Source organism: Allobosea sp. GW821-FHT09G06 (assembly GCF_059416005.1).
Genome location: NZ_JBWKOI010000007.1, coordinates 21,715 through 38,018 on the forward strand (window position 1 = coordinate 21,715; position 16,304 = coordinate 38,018).

Here is a 16,304-nt window from a genome sequence, read left to right on the forward strand (position 1 = left end):
GCACCACTAGGCGCAGCCCATCCAATATGGTCGTGTCGAAAGGGGAAATTGGAACCTTGGATTGGAGCGTGCCGTAGGGTCGGAATCCGCGGCTACATTTCGTCAATGACCGCCGGTAGGTTCTTCATAATCACATAGATAGCTACCGTCAGGATGAGCGCGGCGAAGATGCGGTTCAGCGTGGCCTTGCCCGCGGAGAGACGCGTCGCCAGCAGCATGCCGAGAATGCCGCCCAAGACACCGCCCGAGATGAACTCCGCTGCGACGACCCAGTCGACCTGGCCGCCTCGAGCGTAATTCAAGGCCGTCGCCAACCCGAAGGTGCCGACCGCCAGCAGCGAGGAGCCGATGGCGTTGATCATCGGCATGCCGGTGGCGAAGATCAGCGCCGGCACGATGAGGAAGCCGCCGCCGATACCAAAGAAGCCAGAGGCTCCGCCCGTCGCCAATGCCGCGGTGGCCGTAAGCGCACACATCCGTCGATCGACCGGCCGCTCGCCCCCGCGGACGACGCTGCGCGGCCGCAGCATCAGCAGCCCGACGACGACCATCAGTGCGCCGAAGATCAGGAGAAGGCGCGCTCCGTCGATGACGAGGCCGAGGCTGGAACCAAGAAGGGCGCCGAGCGATCCGATAGCCGCGAAGACGGCCGCGCAGAGCCAGCGCACATGACCCTTCCGGGCATGGGCGAGCAGGTTGGCATAGGCATTGATCGAAACCGCCAGCGCGCCGGTGCCGATCGCGGCATGCGGGCTGGCGACGCCGACGACATAGAGGAGCAGCGGCGTGGCCAAGATCGAGCCGCCGCCGCCGACCAGGCCGAGGCTGAAGCCGACGAGGCCGCCGGAAGCGAGCGCGGGAACCAGGGTCGAGGTCATCGCGGCAGCATTTCCGCGATCACACGGTCATGCAGCATCATCCCTGCCGCCATCGCCGCGACGAACAGGAAGACCGGGACGAGCCCCATCGAGAGGCCTGAGACCGCGGGGCCCGGGCAGAAGCCGGCGAGCCCCCATCCGGCTCCGAATAACGCCGAGCCGGCCAGCAGCCGCCCATCGATCTCCGCCTTCTCCGGCAGGTGAAAGCTGTCGTCGAGCAAGGGGCGCCGCAGACGGCGTTGCAGCATGACGCCGGGCACCGCCACGAGCACCGCGCCGCCGAGCACGAAGGCCAGGCTCGGGTCCCAATGCCCGCTGGCGAGGTTGAGGAAGCCGAGCACGCGCGCCGGATCGAGCATTCCGGAGAGCGACAGGCCGAAGCCGAAGAGAGCGCCGGCCAAGAGCGCCACGACGATACGTAGGGATGCGAGACGGTTCACCGCAGGAACTCCATCAGCGTCGCCACCGCGACCCCTGCGAGGAGGAAGGTCACGGTCGCAGCGAAGGAACGTTTCGAAAAGCGGGCGAGGCCTAGGATGCCGTGGCCCGAAGTACAGCCCGAGCTAATGCGCGTGCCGATGCCGACGGCGAGCCCGGCCACGACGACCAGTGTGCCGGAGGTGGCGATGGTCACGGCCGGGAAGCTCCCGAAGGCCAGCATGTAGAGCGGCGGGCCGCTTAGGAGCCCGATGACGAAAGCCGCATTCAGCGGGATCTGCACACCGCCGAGTAAGCGGCCAACGATGCCGCTGATGCCGGCGATCCGCCCATCGAGCAGCAGCAGCGCGACGGCCGAGAGGCCGAGCAACATGCCGCCGATCAGGGAAGGCCAATAGGCACTCATGGGTGCTGCTCCGGTTCGCAGAAGATGGCGTAAAGGGCTTCGATCAGACGCGCGGCCTTCTCTTCGCTCAGGTGGTAGAAGATCTGCTTGGCGTCGCGGCGCGTGGTGACGACGCCTGCATCTCGCAGCGCGCCGAGCTGTTGCGACAGCGTCGGCTGACGGATGCCCAGCCGCTCCTCGAGTTCGCCAACGGCGTATTCGCCCTCGGCAAGGGCGCAGGCGAGCCTCAGACGGGCCGGGTGCGACAACGTCTTGAGCAGGGCGGCGACCTCGCCAGCACGCGCCTCCATCTCTGCCGGAGGCATGGCGTGGGCCGTCTTGACCTGCGTCGTCTTGGCGTCCATCACCACGCAGCCCCCACGAGCGCATCGAGCGGGAATTTGAGATAGCGCCTGCCGTTGGCTTCAGGCTCCGGCAGCCGGCCTCCGCGGATGTTCACCTGCAGCGCATGCAGGATCAGCTTCGGCATCGGCAGAGTTCGGTCGCGCGCCTCCCGCAACGCGACGAAGCGCTCCTCCGTCATGCCGGCGAGATGCGGGTTTGCGCGCTTCTGCTCGCCCACCGTGCTCTCCCATTTGGCGGCGCGCCCGCCGGGCTCGTAGTCGTGCCCGGTGAACAGGCGCGTATCATCCGGCAAGGCCAGGATCGCCTGGATCGATGCCCAAAGAGCCTTTGCGCTGCCGCCCGGGAAATCCGCTCGCGCCGTGCCGGAATCCGGCATGAAGATCGTGTCGTGCACGAAGGCCGCATCGCCGATGACGTAAGTCACGGAGGCAAGGGTGTGGCCGGGCGAGAACATCACGCGCCCGGTGAGCTCACCCACCTTGAAGCTGTCGCCCTCGGCGAAGAGCCGGTCCCATTGCGAGCCGTCGGTTGCCAGCTCCGGCCAGTTGTAGAGGCCCTGCCAGAGCTTCTGGACATCCGTGACGCGCGCTCCGATGGCCGTCTGGGCGCCTGTCTTCTGCTTGAGATAGTGAGCGGCTGAGAAGTGATCGGCGTGAGGATGGGTGTCGAGGATCCACTCGACTGTGAACCCCTCGCGCGCCACATAGGCGAGAATCTCGTCGGCCTGATGCGTGGCGGTCGCTCCGGACTTCTCATCGAACTCATAGACCGGATCGATGATCGCGCAGCGCATCGTCTTCGGATCGGCGACGACATACTGGACGCTGCCGGTCCGCGGCTCGTGGAAGCCCTTTACCAGCGGCGCCCGGGCCGCATTGCGGGCGAGCCACTGCACCGCGCCTGAGAGATCGAAGCCGTGGGCCCGGCCGAAGGCCTCGACGTCGCCGGGCTTCATCCGCCCCGCCAGCACCTCGCCGAGCACGTGAAGAGTCAGGGACCGCGTGCCGCTGCGGCAATGGGCGTAGACCGGCCCTTTCGCCCCGGAGACCGCCTCTTGAAATGAGCGGATATCGGCCTCGGTGATCGTCGCCGCCGTTACGGGGATGAAGCGATAGGCAAGGCCCGGCCGCTCCAGGGCTGCCTTCTCGGCAGCGTTGCCGGGCTGCCCTGGCTCTTCACCGTCGGGTCGATTGTTGATGACGGTGGCGAAGCCAGCGGCCGCCAGCGCGGCCAGCGCCTCCTGGCGCGGCTGGCAGGCTACCGTCAGCCGGTCGTCGATCTTCACGCTGGTCATCGCAGGCATCCTCTCAGAACCATACATTATACGTTATCATATAATGTATAATGATCGATGCAAGCGGCGTTTTGCAGTTGGCCAAAGGCTCCGGCTGGGCTGGTCATCCCGAAGGTGCTGCTGCCTGTATGGGGCAGGCTCGGATTGCCCTTGCGCGGAAGGGCAAGAGGCCGGCTTCGGCGTCCGGCTCCGGATCGGCTGGCCAGCTTGATTTCGCATTCGCCCGCGCCGGGGGCGATAAACTGTCCCGATGGTTGCGCAACGGGAGTCACGCTATATATTAGAATTATTCCAAACAGCTCCACACATGACGCCGGCTGGCACTGATCGCGCACTGGAGGGGCAGTTGCAGCGTTTCCTATCGAACCTGTCGGTTGCTTTGACCGCGGCAACGGTGACCGGCCTTGCCTTGGCGGTCGCAGGCAAATGGCTTCTCGCTGGCCAGATCGGCTCGCTGGCCTTCCTTGCCGGCACCACCATCGCCTACCTGGCGGGGGGCATGCCGGCCGGCTGGCGCGCGCTGGGCGAACTGTGGTGCGACCACATCCTCGACATCGATCTTCTGATGATCGTCGCAGCCCTCGCGGCAGCAGCCGTAGGCGCCTCGCTTGAGGGCGCGGTCCTGCTGACGCTGTTCAGCCTGTCGACGACACTCGAAGAGAGAGCGATGGGTCGTGCCCGGCGCGCCATCGAGGCTTTGATGGCCCTGCGGCCGGAAACAGCGTTCCGCAAGACAGCCGATGGCGAGGTCGAGGAAGTGCCCGCGGCCGATCTTCATGTCGACGACATCGTGATCCTTCGCCCCGGGTCACGGGTTCCTGCGGACGGCGTGGTCCTCTCCGGCAGGGGCTCGCTCGACGAATCCACGATCACCGGCGAGTCGATGCCGGTCGGCAAGGAGCCGGGCCAGCCGCTTTTCGAGGCGACGGTCAATCTCGACGGCGTTCTGGAGGTGCGTGTCACGAAAACGCTTGAGCAGAGCACGGTCGCCCGGATGATCGCGCTCGTCACGGACGCGCAGGCGGCGAAAGCACCCTCCGAACGATTCAGCGCATGGTTCGGACAACGATACACGGTCGCGGTGCTCGTCGGGTCCGTGGCGGCGCTCGGCGTCTTTCTCTGGCTCGGAAACAGCTGGGAGATTGCTTTGTATCGTGCTGCGACCATGCTGGTGGCGGCCAGCCCTTGCGCGATCGTCATCTCTGTGCCGGCCGCCATCCTTTCGGCTCTCTCGGCGGCGGCCCGCGGCGGCGTCCTCTTCAAGGGCGGCGCGGCGATCGAGACCTTGGCCGGCGTCAAGACATTCGCATTCGACAAGACCGGGACGTTGACGGCTGGGAGAGCCACCGTCACCGATGTCGTCACCCTCGACGGCAACGAGAGCGATTTCCTGTCGACGCTGGCCAGCCTCGAAGCCCAATCCGAACATCACATCGCGAATGCCCTGCGGCGCGAAGTCATGCGGCGTGGACTGCCCATGCGCGAGGTGCGGAATGTCAAAGCGCTTCCCAGCTTGGGAATTGCGGGGGAAGACGATGCCGGTCCGCTCTGGGCGGGGAACCGCCGCATGACCGAAGCCACGGGCGCATCCGTCGACCACGAGGCCCTGAAGGCGATTCAAAGCGCGGCGGAGACCGTGGTCTATCTCGGCCGTGGCAACCGCGTCCTCGGCGCTGTCAGCGTCGCGGACATGCCGCGTGAAACCTCAGCCGCGGCGCTCGTGGCGCTGCGGCGGAGCGGCGTCGAAACGATTCTCATGATGACGGGCGACCGGCGCCCGGTGGCGTTGCGGATCGGCTCGGAACTGGGTCTCCGCGACGATGAGATCCACTCAGAGATGCTGCCTGAGGACAAGGTCAGACTGGTCGCCGAAGCAGCGAGGCAAGACAAGATCGCGTTCGTCGGCGACGGCGTTAACGATGCGGCGGCCTTGGCGCGTGCCGATGTCGGCATCGCCATGGGGGCGGCCGGTTCAGAGGTAGCCCTCCAGGCGGCCGACGTAGCGCTGCTTTCGGAGGATATGGGGCGGCTTGCGGCGGCGCACAGGCTCTCGCGGCGCACCGCGTGGATCATTCGCCAGAACCTGATCTTCGCGATCGGCGCGATGCTGCTTCTCGTGACCAGCGCTGTCTTTTTTGACCTTCCCCTGCCGCTTGCAGTGCTCGGCCATGAGGGTGGGACGGTTCTCGTCGTCCTAAATGGCTTGCGGCTTCTGGGCGACCCCATTCGCGACGTGCCGCGGTCCGGCTCGCATCCGATTGGCGGCTAACCGGAGGCTGCTCCGGACCCCGCGGCACCCGGTATTCGCACCACTCCGATAAAGAATGCAGATCGAGAGTCGGCTGCCGCGACCGTGTTCGATCAGCATGATCTGCGCGAGCAGCGACTGATGGCAATTTGGTGGACTCTCGCTGTTCAGCTTGCAAACCGGGCAAAAGCCAACGTGGGCTGCACACTCTTTCCGAATTCAACGGGCCTGAAGCTGACCTTGCCAACGGCGGGAACGGGCCCGCCCATGCTGCGCGCCATATGCCAAAATGAATCGCCCAGATGCAGACATCCTCGATGTCCGGAAAGGGCCAATTTGGTAAGTTGGGTCCTAATCGATACGGGCCTTCGCGCTATGCGAAGGCCTACTCACTTGCAGCGTCACGCTGAACCTAAATCGGGGAGGGGGCTAAGGAATTGGACCGCCGAGGGTCCAGCGCCGGCCAGGCCGGCGACGGGAAGCGACAACCTCGGCAGCAAGCTATGATCGGAATGCCTTAGAATCATATTGGACGCCCGGCTCAGGCCGGGCGTCCAGAGGCAGATTGCGGAACTCGACCGACAATCGCGGCAACACTATGCCTCTCTCTTCATGAAGAGAGAGGCATAGTGTTTCCGCAATAGAAACCCTAAGTTATTGAAATCGTTTGATTGGGAGTTTTGGATTCCAGGATCAAAGTTCCGCAATCAGAGGGATAGTACTTCCGCAAACTTAGCCGCTCTCTTAGCCCAAAACACAAAAAAACCCGGCCGTGAGGCCGGGTTGAAATCCTAGCGAACCTGGATTCGATTTAGATGCCGGGCGGAATAGCGGCTCGCTCGTAAAACGACGCGCCAACCTGATTTGGGGGCCAAGCTGGCTCAACACCGCGCATTGCCAATTCCCGCTTCAAGGCGGGCATATGCTGTCCGCGACTGCGGGCGAGCTCATGGAGCGACGCATATTGAGCTTTGAAACCTTCGATGGATTTGCGTGGAACGGCGATATAGGGACATCGATTGATAGGGTTGATCCGGCTCTCAGTCGCGAGCAGCTGGCGCTCTACGAGCACGCTGACAACCCTATCGGTGGATCGAAGTAAGTCTGCAGCCTGACGCATTGTAAGATTGTCACCGTATTCACCGTGCGTAAGCCGTTTGATCTCGGACACATCGACCAAAATGGAATGGTATCCGGTTGTCGCGGTCCACGAGCCTACCCACCCCAACTGGTGATCGAGTATCAGTTTTACAATCTCCATCGCCGAGCAGCAGGCACGCTTCGCCGCTGCTGCGATGGTCAACTGGGGCCCCTCAGGTTCTTTAACCCATACAGCGTTGGCGGACAGGCGCCTTATGAATTCGTCAAGCTCACGGCGGTCGTAGCGCTGATCGCCTAGTTCGAGGCGGTCATGCCCTTCCACCGGCTGAATGAAGCCATGATCTGCCAGGAGTTTGGTGTGCACGCGCCCGGCATTGATGTAGGTCTCAGCCTGCTTCAGCGTGATGACGTTCTGGAGCATCTCGATGATCGGCTCACCTGCTGACAGGCGAAAGGTCACCAAGTTGTCGCTGAGGTGGTCGCTATCGGGCGGCAACACGCCTGACGCGCGGAGCACCCTCCTGAGGCGCTTGTGATGGATTCCACTTGCGCGGGCCGCCGTGAAGACCGAGTGCAGCCGTCGTTCCTGAACAATTTGCTTGCCGAAGAGCCTGTCGTCCGGGCTGACAGGGGCCACGTCAGCGACGAAGTCGATGACGATGGCTTGAACCGGGTCGTAGTTCAGATCGCCCTTCATCGCGTACAACCATTTGAAGAATTGCCCAAACCAGGCCTGAGGGCCGGAGGCGCCTTGCCTGGCGCAACTGCTTGTCGACCAGAGATCGTGCAAGAACGCTCGAACATCGGCAGGACCGCCAGCGGCAATGTCGTACCCGCGGCTGCCGGCATGTCGCCAGTCCTCTTCGCTCAGATCGCGAATGGGCGCATCGCGCCCGTTGCGGTCTACGGCACCGATCACTTCGCAGGTTCTCCAGGCAACATAGAATGGCAGGCTGTCGAGCCAGCGGGGGCCGGCGCCGCCAGTCAGACGCGCTTCAAGATACTGCTCCAACTCTGTTGGATCGCCCGGCTTTGCCTCCTGAGCGAGTGTCGGAATATCAACGACGAGCGGTGCCATTCTCCGGGCAAAGTCATGAGTGGTCTGGTCGTTGCTGACCTCGCCGAACTCCACCAGCCGCACATGGTGCTTCAGGCAAACACGGTAATGTTGAAACAGCCAATCGCTGCGGCCGCTCGCTTGCCATGGACTGGCGCCATCGCCGAGATCCTCCGCCAGGCAGCGGGGGCAGGCCACGACTCGCGCTCGTCGGAGGGAGGATCTGACGAAGGTCTGCCCGCGATAGAGATAATGGTCATGCTCACGGACAATGGCCTGATCGAAGAGCTGCTCGACCGAAGCACCGGAGACGCTGGCAAACCGGCTCAACGCGGCCCGATCTCCGTCTACGATGTGCTGGTACTGGAAACCCATATCAAGCGCGAACACGCTGAGGCTCTGGGCGCGGTGCAGAAGTGCCAGCCGTGACAGGAAGCTCGCCGGTGACTCACCGGTCCGCAGCTCGAGCGAAGGATAGAGGCCGCTCATGAGCGACCTCCATTCTTGCGACCGCGACCACTACGACGCGGCGGGTCAATCGGTAGGACGGGCTCGATTGGCGGCTCATCAACCAGGACCTGTGAGCAATCGAGATCAGCCCAGTTTGGAGCCACGAATGGGTTCATCAGCGCGCCGCAGCCGGTTCGGTCTGTGTAGGCAGTGGCGAAGTGCTCGATCGAAAGCGCCTTCTCGTCCAACAGGGCCAGCTCGACGGCCTCGTGAATCAGCTCAATCACAAGCCCGAAGCGGTGCAAGGCGCCGTGGATCAGCCGAGGCGCGATCTGCTCGGCCGCGTCTTCGCCAATGGCGACGCCAACCACCTCCGCAAGGCCGCAGATGATGCCTTCGACCATCTCATTGTCGTCGGGCAGCCTTAGCAGCGGAACCGACACAAACTGGCCACGACGGCGAATCTCGTCGATTTTGCGCATCTCGGGGATCAGGCTAGGCAAGCCCGAAATGATCAGGCCAACTGGCCAGGACGAGACCATCAGCGTCTTGAAGGTCTTCCTGATGTTGTCCATTTGGACCACGTTGGCGTTGTCCGTCAGATTGTGCGTCTCGTCGAAATGGATGATCAGCACACCGGCAACGGGTAGAAGCTCCAGGATGCGGGCCCAGATGATGTGATCCGCCAATTCCCGAGCCAGAGGGTAACCCAGTGCTCTGAGCACCTCTCGCCCGAGCGTTTTTAAGGTGCAAGGAGCTGGCACGATCACCCTGAGCAAGGGAGAGCGATGCTCTCCCCGAGGCTGAAGGATGGGGTGTGTTCGAAAAAGCCGCTCGAGAGATGCGGTTTTTCCGGTTCCGGCCTCCCCGCTCACGAAGAGGCAGCGCCCCTCATGCCGAGCGTGCGCTGGCTCGCTGCCAGACTGCCGCTGGCTCAGAACGGAACGCATCAGCGTATCGAACTTGCGCCTGAGCTCAGGATCCCATTCCGTCTCGATATGCTTGTTTTTCAGCTTTTCACGCGCCGCCAAAACGATTTTCTGCTGCTCTGAAAGCGAAACGCGGAATACCTCAATGAGGTCAGAGTTATAGGTCATGGAAATATCAATCCGTAATCTTAAATGAACGGGTCTTGGTTTTGGGTGCGACAGCTGAAGGCACAGCGCGTTCGCTGGTCCCGGTCGGAATCGCCCCCGCGAGCAGATTGCCGACGAGCGGCGTGGCGCCGTCAGCCAGCTGCGCAGGTCGACCAAAGCCGTACCCGAGCTCCTTTTGTGCGTAGTCCAGTTCTTCGGTGCTGGGCCGAGTGGAGAAGATATTCACGCGGGCAGCAGCTGCCCTGCCAAGCTCCCAGGCATCCTTGATCGCCTTCGCGACGATCCTATCCGCAACCGCCGCCTCAGCCTTGAATCGCCGCCGAAGATCCGCCTCCGCCGCGCGCCAAATTTTCAATGGGACGTCGTCGAAGCCGGGCCGTACGTTCGGAACTGCGAGCCAGCCGCCATCTTCGAGGCGGACGGAGACGTGACCGAGGTCCATATGGTCCATGCGGACCTCGAGGGTGACATCACCTCGCTGGCGGCGAAATTCCTGCAACTCGCGGCTATTGAAGTGGAGGCCGAACAAGTTGACGCCTTTGGGCGTCAAGCAGCAATCGCGCTTGACACCGAAGACGGCACGACGACGGTGGCGATCAGGCGATGGAATGATCCCATAGGCCTTGACCAACCGCTTCCAGCAGTTGGCGGGTGTTTCTCCTTTCAAACCGGCGTGCGGAGTGTTGTGGTAGATGTCGAGCACCCACCGGGTGATGACATCGCAGAGCTCATGTAAGGTCAGGCTGACTCGGGCGACCGGGTCGTAATCACCCTTCGCCGCGATCGATTCAAAAGTCCGGCCGGTGTACGGGCAAAGCGCTTGCGTACCTGCTGTTCTGAAGAACCGCTCGATGCGACCCCGAAGTGACGGAATTCCGGCTGGCGGAGCTTCCGCGTCGGCTTCGAGATCGATGATCGCGCGACGAAACCGCAGGGACAGAAAAGCGGCCCCCTGATCATGAACAATGCGCTCGGGCGAGCCATAGAAGTCGTCTCGGCACATCGCGCCGGCGGCCAAGGCGTACGGCGCCTTCGGCGTCACCACCATCTCGAGAGTGTCCAACGCAAGCTCGGCCGTCGGTGTGAGGCCGAGCTTGAATCCAACACAGACGGATGTCGCGCTATCCAGGGCAGCGCATAGCCACGGACGAGCGGTTGCGATCTCTGACTGCAGCTTGTCTGAAAGCTTATCGAGGATCCCGAGATCTGCGCAGAGGGTTTGCAGGTTCACGCGCCATTCATCGATTTCAACGCGCTGAAGTGGCCGCTCGACGTCGACGCCGTTTTGCACCATCGCGAAGCGCTTTCTTGCGGCATCGAGACCGTAGCGGCATGCATGAACATCGAATTCGTGGAAGGAGTTGATCTCCGCCACCAAGCGCTCATAGCTTGGGACCCGAAGCGGCTTTTCACCCGCCGCCTCCCGCTTCGGGTTTTCCTCCTCGATGATGTGAGCCTTCATTAGGCGATGGACATCGCGCTTGGTCGGCCGGGTTTCCGACATGTACATCTGGGTGAAGCGGTGCATGATCTGCCGCTCAGGCAGCCCCAGTCGCTCCGTTACACGGTTACCCGATCTGAAATAGCGCTTCCGGAGCGCGATAGCTCGTTCGCCGCCCTCCAGGTACCACTTGCGCCATTTGCGATAAGTGCGCGCGCTTGGAGGTTTGCGGCACCCAAGCTCGCGATCGCCAGCCTTCGGCTTGATGATTTCGCCATCTGCATTGCGGTTTGCAGTACGACTTAGCTCATCAGCATGGTCGCGCTGCGCGACAACTGGAGCCCACTTCTTATAGGATGCGTCCGAGAGAGTGGCATTCTTGGCCTGGATCTCCTTCTCCATCCCTCCGCAAAACCTCGTGCGCCACAGCACCTCTTCCTGCTGATCTTCTGGAATCCAACTGATCAGCCCATCGACCGAATTGGAGGCAGCGGACGCTTTGCCCTCGGCAAATGCGCTCCGTTCAAAACGGAAGTCGGGCTTTGAGGAAGCCAGCAAGAGATCCCGGTCGGTGAAAGTCTCGACCACATCGGGATCATCAACGCGTTCGAGAATATATCCGTGGGGCAGACGGCGGCGGCGCTTGTAAGCGATGTTGTTGATGACCAGGCGATCCTGGTACGACAGGCTGAAGCGCGGGGTGAATTCGGAGTTCATCACGCGACCTCCTCATTGCTCGAGGAGATCGTGAGCTCGATCCTAGCCAGATATCCGATGCGGGCATTGTCGATGACGCGAACGACGCCCGCGGCGATCAGGCGGATGATTGCCTGGAAGGCCTGACCTTCGAGGCCGCTCGCCTCGATGATCTGCCCGATCGTCGCGTACTTATGCTCGGCCAGAAGACGTTTGATGAGTTCGTCGTGCGCCGGGTTCGAGGTGCGAAGCGACTGCCTGAGCAAAACCGCGTTATGGACATGGTCTAGCGGGAGGTCCTCGTCGGTGACGAGCTTTACGCCATCGGCGAAGCTGCGCGGCAATTGCCGAGCGATGAGACTTAATGTCTCCAGAAAGCGAGTGCGTTTCGCGACTTCCATGGGCTTGACCGCGATTGCGATCTTCTTTCCCGATCGCAAAGTTGCCAGGAAGTCGAATGTGTGCCGCCGAGGGGTACCTTCGGCGTCGACCCAGGTCACAGCGGGAGGCTGCTCTCGAAGGTCGACGACATCTGGATTGGTCGCGATGATTTGCGCCGCGTCACGTTCCTCACCAGACTCGCACATGACCTCGCGACCGTGGACAACGATGCTGGGTCGGCACGCCCCGCGGCTCTTGGAGTGGACATTTCGAGACGAACGCGACTCGCCCGGCAGATAGATCATCGGAGCCGGCGAAGAAGGCAGGTTTTCAATAGTAAGCATCTTGGGGTTCTCTTCGGTAGGCACACTACCGCGACCCCAATTTCTCGTGAAAACTGCTTGCGCTTTATCACGCGCGCATGTATACACGAGGAACTGAGTTCGGCAGCTGCCGGAGTTCGGTAGGTCCACTCCGAGGTTTTCCAGTTCCGGAGGAGTGGGTTGTCTCAAGGGGACATTCTGACGGGCGTCAGAATGTCCCTTTCATTTTTGAGTCGGTTCGAGCTTCGTCTCTACATTCCTGGTTCCTGATCTGGTTCGGGCTCGGTTCTGCCGATGAGAGGGAAGGCGATGATCTCGGCTGTTAGAACGGGCCTGACCCGCGCTTCAGCCTCGGCCTCCGCCAGAACGACCTGTGCGGCGGCCACGGATGCTGCGTGAATGGCACGCAGTGCGACCCGATCGCCAAATTCCACTCGGATTTGACCGAGCCGGACTACGAGAGCAGCCAACTTCTCCATTCCGTACTCCGTAGATGAAAGGGGTATGGTTCAGGTCGATTGGGCATGAACTAGCCAAAGTTGATGCTGCCTGTGCGTTTTCAATCTGTGTTTCTGTCGCGAAATCTCCATCTGTTATCCCAACTCATTCGCTGGTTGACGGGTTTGTACCTCAGGCAACGGTATCTCTGTCCAGCGATTTGACGCCGACTCATGACCGGTTTTGCGTCGACTTTACCGATTCGACTCTGTATTCGCTTTATGGTATGGGCGGGGTGATTATCGTTAGCGCCGGACGAACCAAAAAAGCCGATCGCGGATGAAGCGATTCTATACCGGCTGCTTTGCGGGTTTGGTTAATTACTTGATAATGGGTTGCCGCGTCAGCTGACGCGACGCGATAGGCGCCTTGTCGGTGAGTTCCGCTTGGCGTCGTCTTGGGCGCTAGCGACGTGTGGCTACCCGGATCGGCAGTTCTTTTTGGGGTATATGATGAGGCCTGCGTTGCCCTAGGCGCGTAGGATGGCGCAGGAAGTTAGGCCGACGGGCTTTTTGCCCGCGTGGGGCGTGAGAGCCGAGCGTTAAAGTTGGGCCGCCATCTGAAGTAGTGTCGTCAGTTCGCAGCCCAGTTCGTCGAACTCCTCATCGAGGAGTTGGTCCGATAGGGGCCCGTCGGCTATCGAAATTGTCGCACCTCGCGCCGGTGAGACCCGCCGTCTAATATCCGGGTGAGGGGGCGCCCCGCGGCGCCGCCGAGGAAGACTGGCAATGAGTTCTCGTTCGAGCGCGTTCGCGCGCCAGACCTGGGTCGTGCCTATCATGGGAATTCTCCGCTGGCCTAAGTGGTTTGCAGGCACATCAACGGCCGTCGCGGCCGGTGGGCAGTTAGCGGAATGCGCCGATCAATCCGGCTCCGATGCAGGCCGATCCGGATCGGGCAAGTGCTGCTGCAGGCGGGCAGGGCGGTTACCTCGGGTTGGCCTCGACCTAATTAATATACCAGCGGTGTAGATAATTTCATACAATTCGACGCAATATGGTTAATTCTGAAGCGCACTAATCTCGGGTTTTTGACCTGGGCGCTGGGAGGGGTTCGTTCAGAATGACGACACCAGTTCGCTCGCTTCCGATCAAAAAACGAGCGCCTTGCCTCTCTAGTTCCTGCCGAATTTTCCTGTTCGTTTCCAATTGTGGCGCGACAAATAAATTCTCGAAATCATTGATAGTTTTCTTGGAAACGCCAGCGCGCTCGTGAAGCGTCTGCTGCGAGATATTGAGAAGCTGTCGGGCTGCCTGGCACAAGAAGCCGGGAATTTCCTCATCTTCAGGCATCGGCAGCATGCTCCCCGACGTGAGCAGGATCGGACCATCCTTTTTTAGGTGGAAAATTCGTATACTACTGGTATAATGATATACCTGGTCGCGAGGCTCGCCCGAAGGTGCGGCGGTCTCCGCAGGTGGATATGACTCCGACTTGGCCTTCATCAGCGCTTCTTCACCAACAGTGCCTGCGAGCTATGTCGTTACGCGACATCGAGCGATGTGGCGTTCTGTTTTGAAAAATTCCGCATTAGCGGCTGAATCAACGTGAACGGGAGCATCGCAAAAATGGTGGTCCCGGTCGAGTTTGCTCAGGCGTTCAAAGGCTGATCTCGCCGTTTATCCGCAGCTTCCCGCGAAGTTGTCCGCAAACAGCAATTCGCCGCACGAGGTCCAAATGTCCGAACGGAGTTTCGAAGAGCGCGCTCGCGTGAGTGCACCCGGTATGCGCACGTTCCTCAACATTGCTCGTCGCTGGGAACTATCTGAGAGACAGCAGGCGCAGCTTCTGGAGTGCAAATTACCGCAACTCCGCAAATGGGCGAGGATTGCTCGTGAGCATAAGCCGCTCGCGCTCGATACAGGCACGCTACTAAGGATTTCGGTAGTAATCGGTGTTTTTGCCGACCTGCGCCAATTCTTGTTGCTCGTTTCCGGCGCACGAGAAGAGCGATTGTGGTTGCTTCGACCCCGACAGCTTCCTCCGTTCAATGGCCTGTGTCCGCTTGAGGTGCTTTGCGGATCATTCGAAGATCAGATGACCGTACGGCGGCATATTGCTGCTGTCGTCGAGGGCGCATCGGCTCGCCGTGACATAGATTTGAGCGATCCAGCCAGTACCGCCAACGAGGAGATTTGGACAGGTGCCACGTCGCGTGAGATTCAGGCAGTTTGCTTTGATGCATTCGGGACCGTTGTAGAAATCGTCGACAAGCGTCGTCCATTCCACGCGCTTCTCCGCGATGAACCGTCGGGCGCGCTGGCGGTGATGGCAATCACGCGCCCGACCGGCTTGCGACAACTGTCGCGAGAGATGGCCAACCCCGTAACTGAAGACGAGCTGGCACGGCTAGAAGCAGACGTTGAAGCGGAGTGTGCATCGACGCGGTTGCGACCGGGCGTGAGCGAGATGTGGTCCGCGTTGCGTCGAGCCGGGCTGAAGATCGCGATCTGTTCGAACCTCGCTTACTCCTACGAGCAGACCTTGATCGATCAGCTTCCCGATTCACCTGACGCGCTCGTGCTGTCGTTTCGTGCGGGCCTGATGAAGCCCCAGCATGAGATTTACCGGTTGGTATGCAGGGAGCTACGACTGCAGCCCTCTGAAGTCCTGTTCACCGGCGACGATCTGGAGGCAGACGTCTTCGGACCGGGCGCCATCGATGCGCTGGCCATGCCTATCGAGGAGTTCGAGAGCTCGTACTCGGGGCGCGTATCCTTCTTTGCGCCGAGCGAGGTTGTCGACCTCTTCGCGCGAATTGCCGCTGCGAAGGCGCGGTAGTTCCGCCCCCAACTTCGACCCTTCCGTCAGTTCAAACGACTTGGAGGCAGAATGCGCTTGCTGGTGATCTCCGATCTGCATCTTGAATTTGGCCCCTTCAAGTTTCCTGCGCCTATGCCGGAGTTTGACGTGGCGGTGTTCGCCGGCGACATGGGGCAGCCAATTACGGCGGCTGTGGCGTGGATGGTGCAGCAAGAGCAGCACCTGGGCCCGCTCTCTGGGCGCCCAGTCGTTTATGTACCTGGGAATCACGAATTCTACGGCAGCGAGATGAAGTCGAGCCTCGCCGATGGCAGAGAAGCAGCGAGGGCAGCGGGGATCGAGCTGCTCGCCCGTCGCAGCGTCGTCATTGATGGCGTCCGCTTTATCGGCTGCGTATTATGGACCGATTATCGCCTCCTCGGGACACCTAAGCCGTCGATGGTGTTTGCCGGGCAGGAGCTGAACGATCACAGACTCATTCGCTATCGCGAGGACAGCGGTCATTATAGCCGCTTCATGCCCTGGCATGCAGCGGCCGAACACCGGCTCGATCTTGCTTTCATTCGCAGCGAGCTTGCAAAGACGCACGAGGGGCCAACCGTTGTGGTCACGCACCACGCGCCACACCCGCAATCGGTCCAGCCAAGACACCAGGGCAGCGCGCTGTCCCCGGCTTTCGTCTCGGATCTGAGTGTCCTAATCGAGGACTACCAGCCAGACCTCTGGATCCATGGCCATGATCACGGATCGCACGACTACAGGGTGGGACGCACGCGCGTTTTGGCCAACCAGGCTGGTTACCCAAATCTGCACGGCGATCGAGAGAATCGACGGTTCGACCCTCTTTGCGTCGTTGAGGTCTGATCAGTCGATCAACGCATGTCACAG

Annotated in this window: 13 protein-coding genes; 3 read left to right on the forward strand and 10 right to left on the reverse strand. The window is 61.4% G+C overall.

The genetic code is table 11. The features are described 5' to 3' along the window. Nucleotides 1–92: 92 nt before the first annotated feature. From AC07NY_RS24075 to blh, 5 genes are read right to left on the reverse strand one after another with little or no spacing between them, the layout of a single operon-like run. A complete protein-coding gene (locus AC07NY_RS24075; RefSeq protein ID WP_492287801.1) occupies nucleotides 93–878 on the reverse strand; it encodes a sulfite exporter TauE/SafE family protein in 786 nt (261 codons plus the stop codon). Continuing rightward, a complete protein-coding gene (locus tag AC07NY_RS24080) occupies nucleotides 875–1,318 on the reverse strand; it encodes a DUF6691 family protein (RefSeq protein WP_492287802.1) in 444 nt (147 codons plus the stop codon). The genes AC07NY_RS24075 and AC07NY_RS24080 overlap by 4 nt, the downstream gene beginning before the upstream one ends. Further along, nucleotides 1,315–1,722 carry a YeeE/YedE family protein gene (locus AC07NY_RS24085; RefSeq protein ID WP_492287803.1) on the reverse strand — a complete coding sequence of 136 codons (408 nt, stop codon included), beginning with the start codon at nucleotides 1,720–1,722 and terminating at the stop codon, nucleotides 1,315–1,317. The genes AC07NY_RS24080 and AC07NY_RS24085 overlap by 4 nt, the downstream gene beginning before the upstream one ends. Then, nucleotides 1,719–2,066 carry a sulfite-sensing transcriptional repressor BigR gene (gene bigR / locus AC07NY_RS24090; RefSeq protein ID WP_492287804.1) on the reverse strand — a complete coding sequence of 116 codons (348 nt, stop codon included), beginning with the start codon at nucleotides 2,064–2,066 and terminating at the stop codon, nucleotides 1,719–1,721. The genes AC07NY_RS24085 and bigR overlap by 4 nt, the downstream gene beginning before the upstream one ends. Next, a complete protein-coding gene (gene blh / locus AC07NY_RS24095) occupies nucleotides 2,066–3,361 on the reverse strand; it encodes a bifunctional sulfur transferase/dioxygenase Blh (RefSeq protein ID WP_492287805.1) in 1,296 nt (431 codons plus the stop codon). The genes bigR and blh overlap by 1 nt, the downstream gene beginning before the upstream one ends. A 307-nt stretch (nucleotides 3,362–3,668) precedes the next feature. Here blh and AC07NY_RS24100 point away from each other — a divergent pair, with 307 nt between their 5' ends. Continuing rightward, complete coding sequence (locus AC07NY_RS24100) at nucleotides 3,669–5,630, forward strand: heavy metal translocating P-type ATPase (RefSeq protein ID WP_492287806.1); 1,962 nt, start codon at nucleotides 3,669–3,671, stop codon at nucleotides 5,628–5,630. A 790-nt stretch (nucleotides 5,631–6,420) separates the two neighbouring features. Here AC07NY_RS24100 and AC07NY_RS24105 read toward each other — a convergent pair. The 5 genes from AC07NY_RS24105 to AC07NY_RS24125 all read right to left on the reverse strand — a co-directional run bounded on the left by AC07NY_RS24105 (nucleotide 6,421) and on the right by AC07NY_RS24125 (nucleotide 14,098). Continuing rightward, on the reverse strand, nucleotides 6,421–8,256 hold the full coding sequence (locus tag AC07NY_RS24105; RefSeq protein ID WP_089174887.1) for a TniQ family protein: 1,836 nt from the start codon (nucleotides 8,254–8,256) through the stop codon (nucleotides 6,421–6,423). Next, complete coding sequence (locus AC07NY_RS24110) at nucleotides 8,253–9,314, reverse strand: ATP-binding protein (RefSeq protein WP_089174888.1); 1,062 nt, start codon at nucleotides 9,312–9,314, stop codon at nucleotides 8,253–8,255. The genes AC07NY_RS24105 and AC07NY_RS24110 overlap by 4 nt, the downstream gene beginning before the upstream one ends. A gap of 7 nt (nucleotides 9,315–9,321) precedes the next feature. Further along, on the reverse strand, nucleotides 9,322–11,472 hold the full coding sequence (locus AC07NY_RS24115) for a TnsB C-terminal domain-containing protein (protein WP_494585902.1): 2,151 nt from the start codon (nucleotides 11,470–11,472) through the stop codon (nucleotides 9,322–9,324). Continuing rightward, nucleotides 11,472–12,176, reverse strand: a complete 705-nt coding sequence (locus AC07NY_RS24120; protein ID WP_089174890.1) for a TnsA endonuclease N-terminal domain-containing protein — start codon at nucleotides 12,174–12,176, stop codon at nucleotides 11,472–11,474. The genes AC07NY_RS24115 and AC07NY_RS24120 overlap by 1 nt, the downstream gene beginning before the upstream one ends. 1,493 nt (nucleotides 12,177–13,669) lie before the next feature. Beyond that, the gene (locus AC07NY_RS24125) at nucleotides 13,670–14,098 is read right to left on the reverse strand and encodes a helix-turn-helix domain-containing protein (RefSeq protein WP_089174893.1); all 429 of its coding nucleotides are present in this window, start codon (nucleotides 14,096–14,098) and stop codon (nucleotides 13,670–13,672) included. Nucleotides 14,099–14,330: 232 nt separating this feature from the next. Between AC07NY_RS24125 and AC07NY_RS24130 the strand changes: the two genes are divergently transcribed. Beyond that, complete coding sequence (locus AC07NY_RS24130) at nucleotides 14,331–15,434, forward strand: HAD family hydrolase (protein WP_291550179.1); 1,104 nt, start codon at nucleotides 14,331–14,333, stop codon at nucleotides 15,432–15,434. Nucleotides 15,435–15,485: 51 nt separating this feature from the next. After that, complete coding sequence (locus tag AC07NY_RS24135; RefSeq protein ID WP_089174895.1) at nucleotides 15,486–16,280, forward strand: metallophosphoesterase; 795 nt, start codon at nucleotides 15,486–15,488, stop codon at nucleotides 16,278–16,280. Nucleotides 16,281–16,304 lie beyond the last annotated feature (24 nt).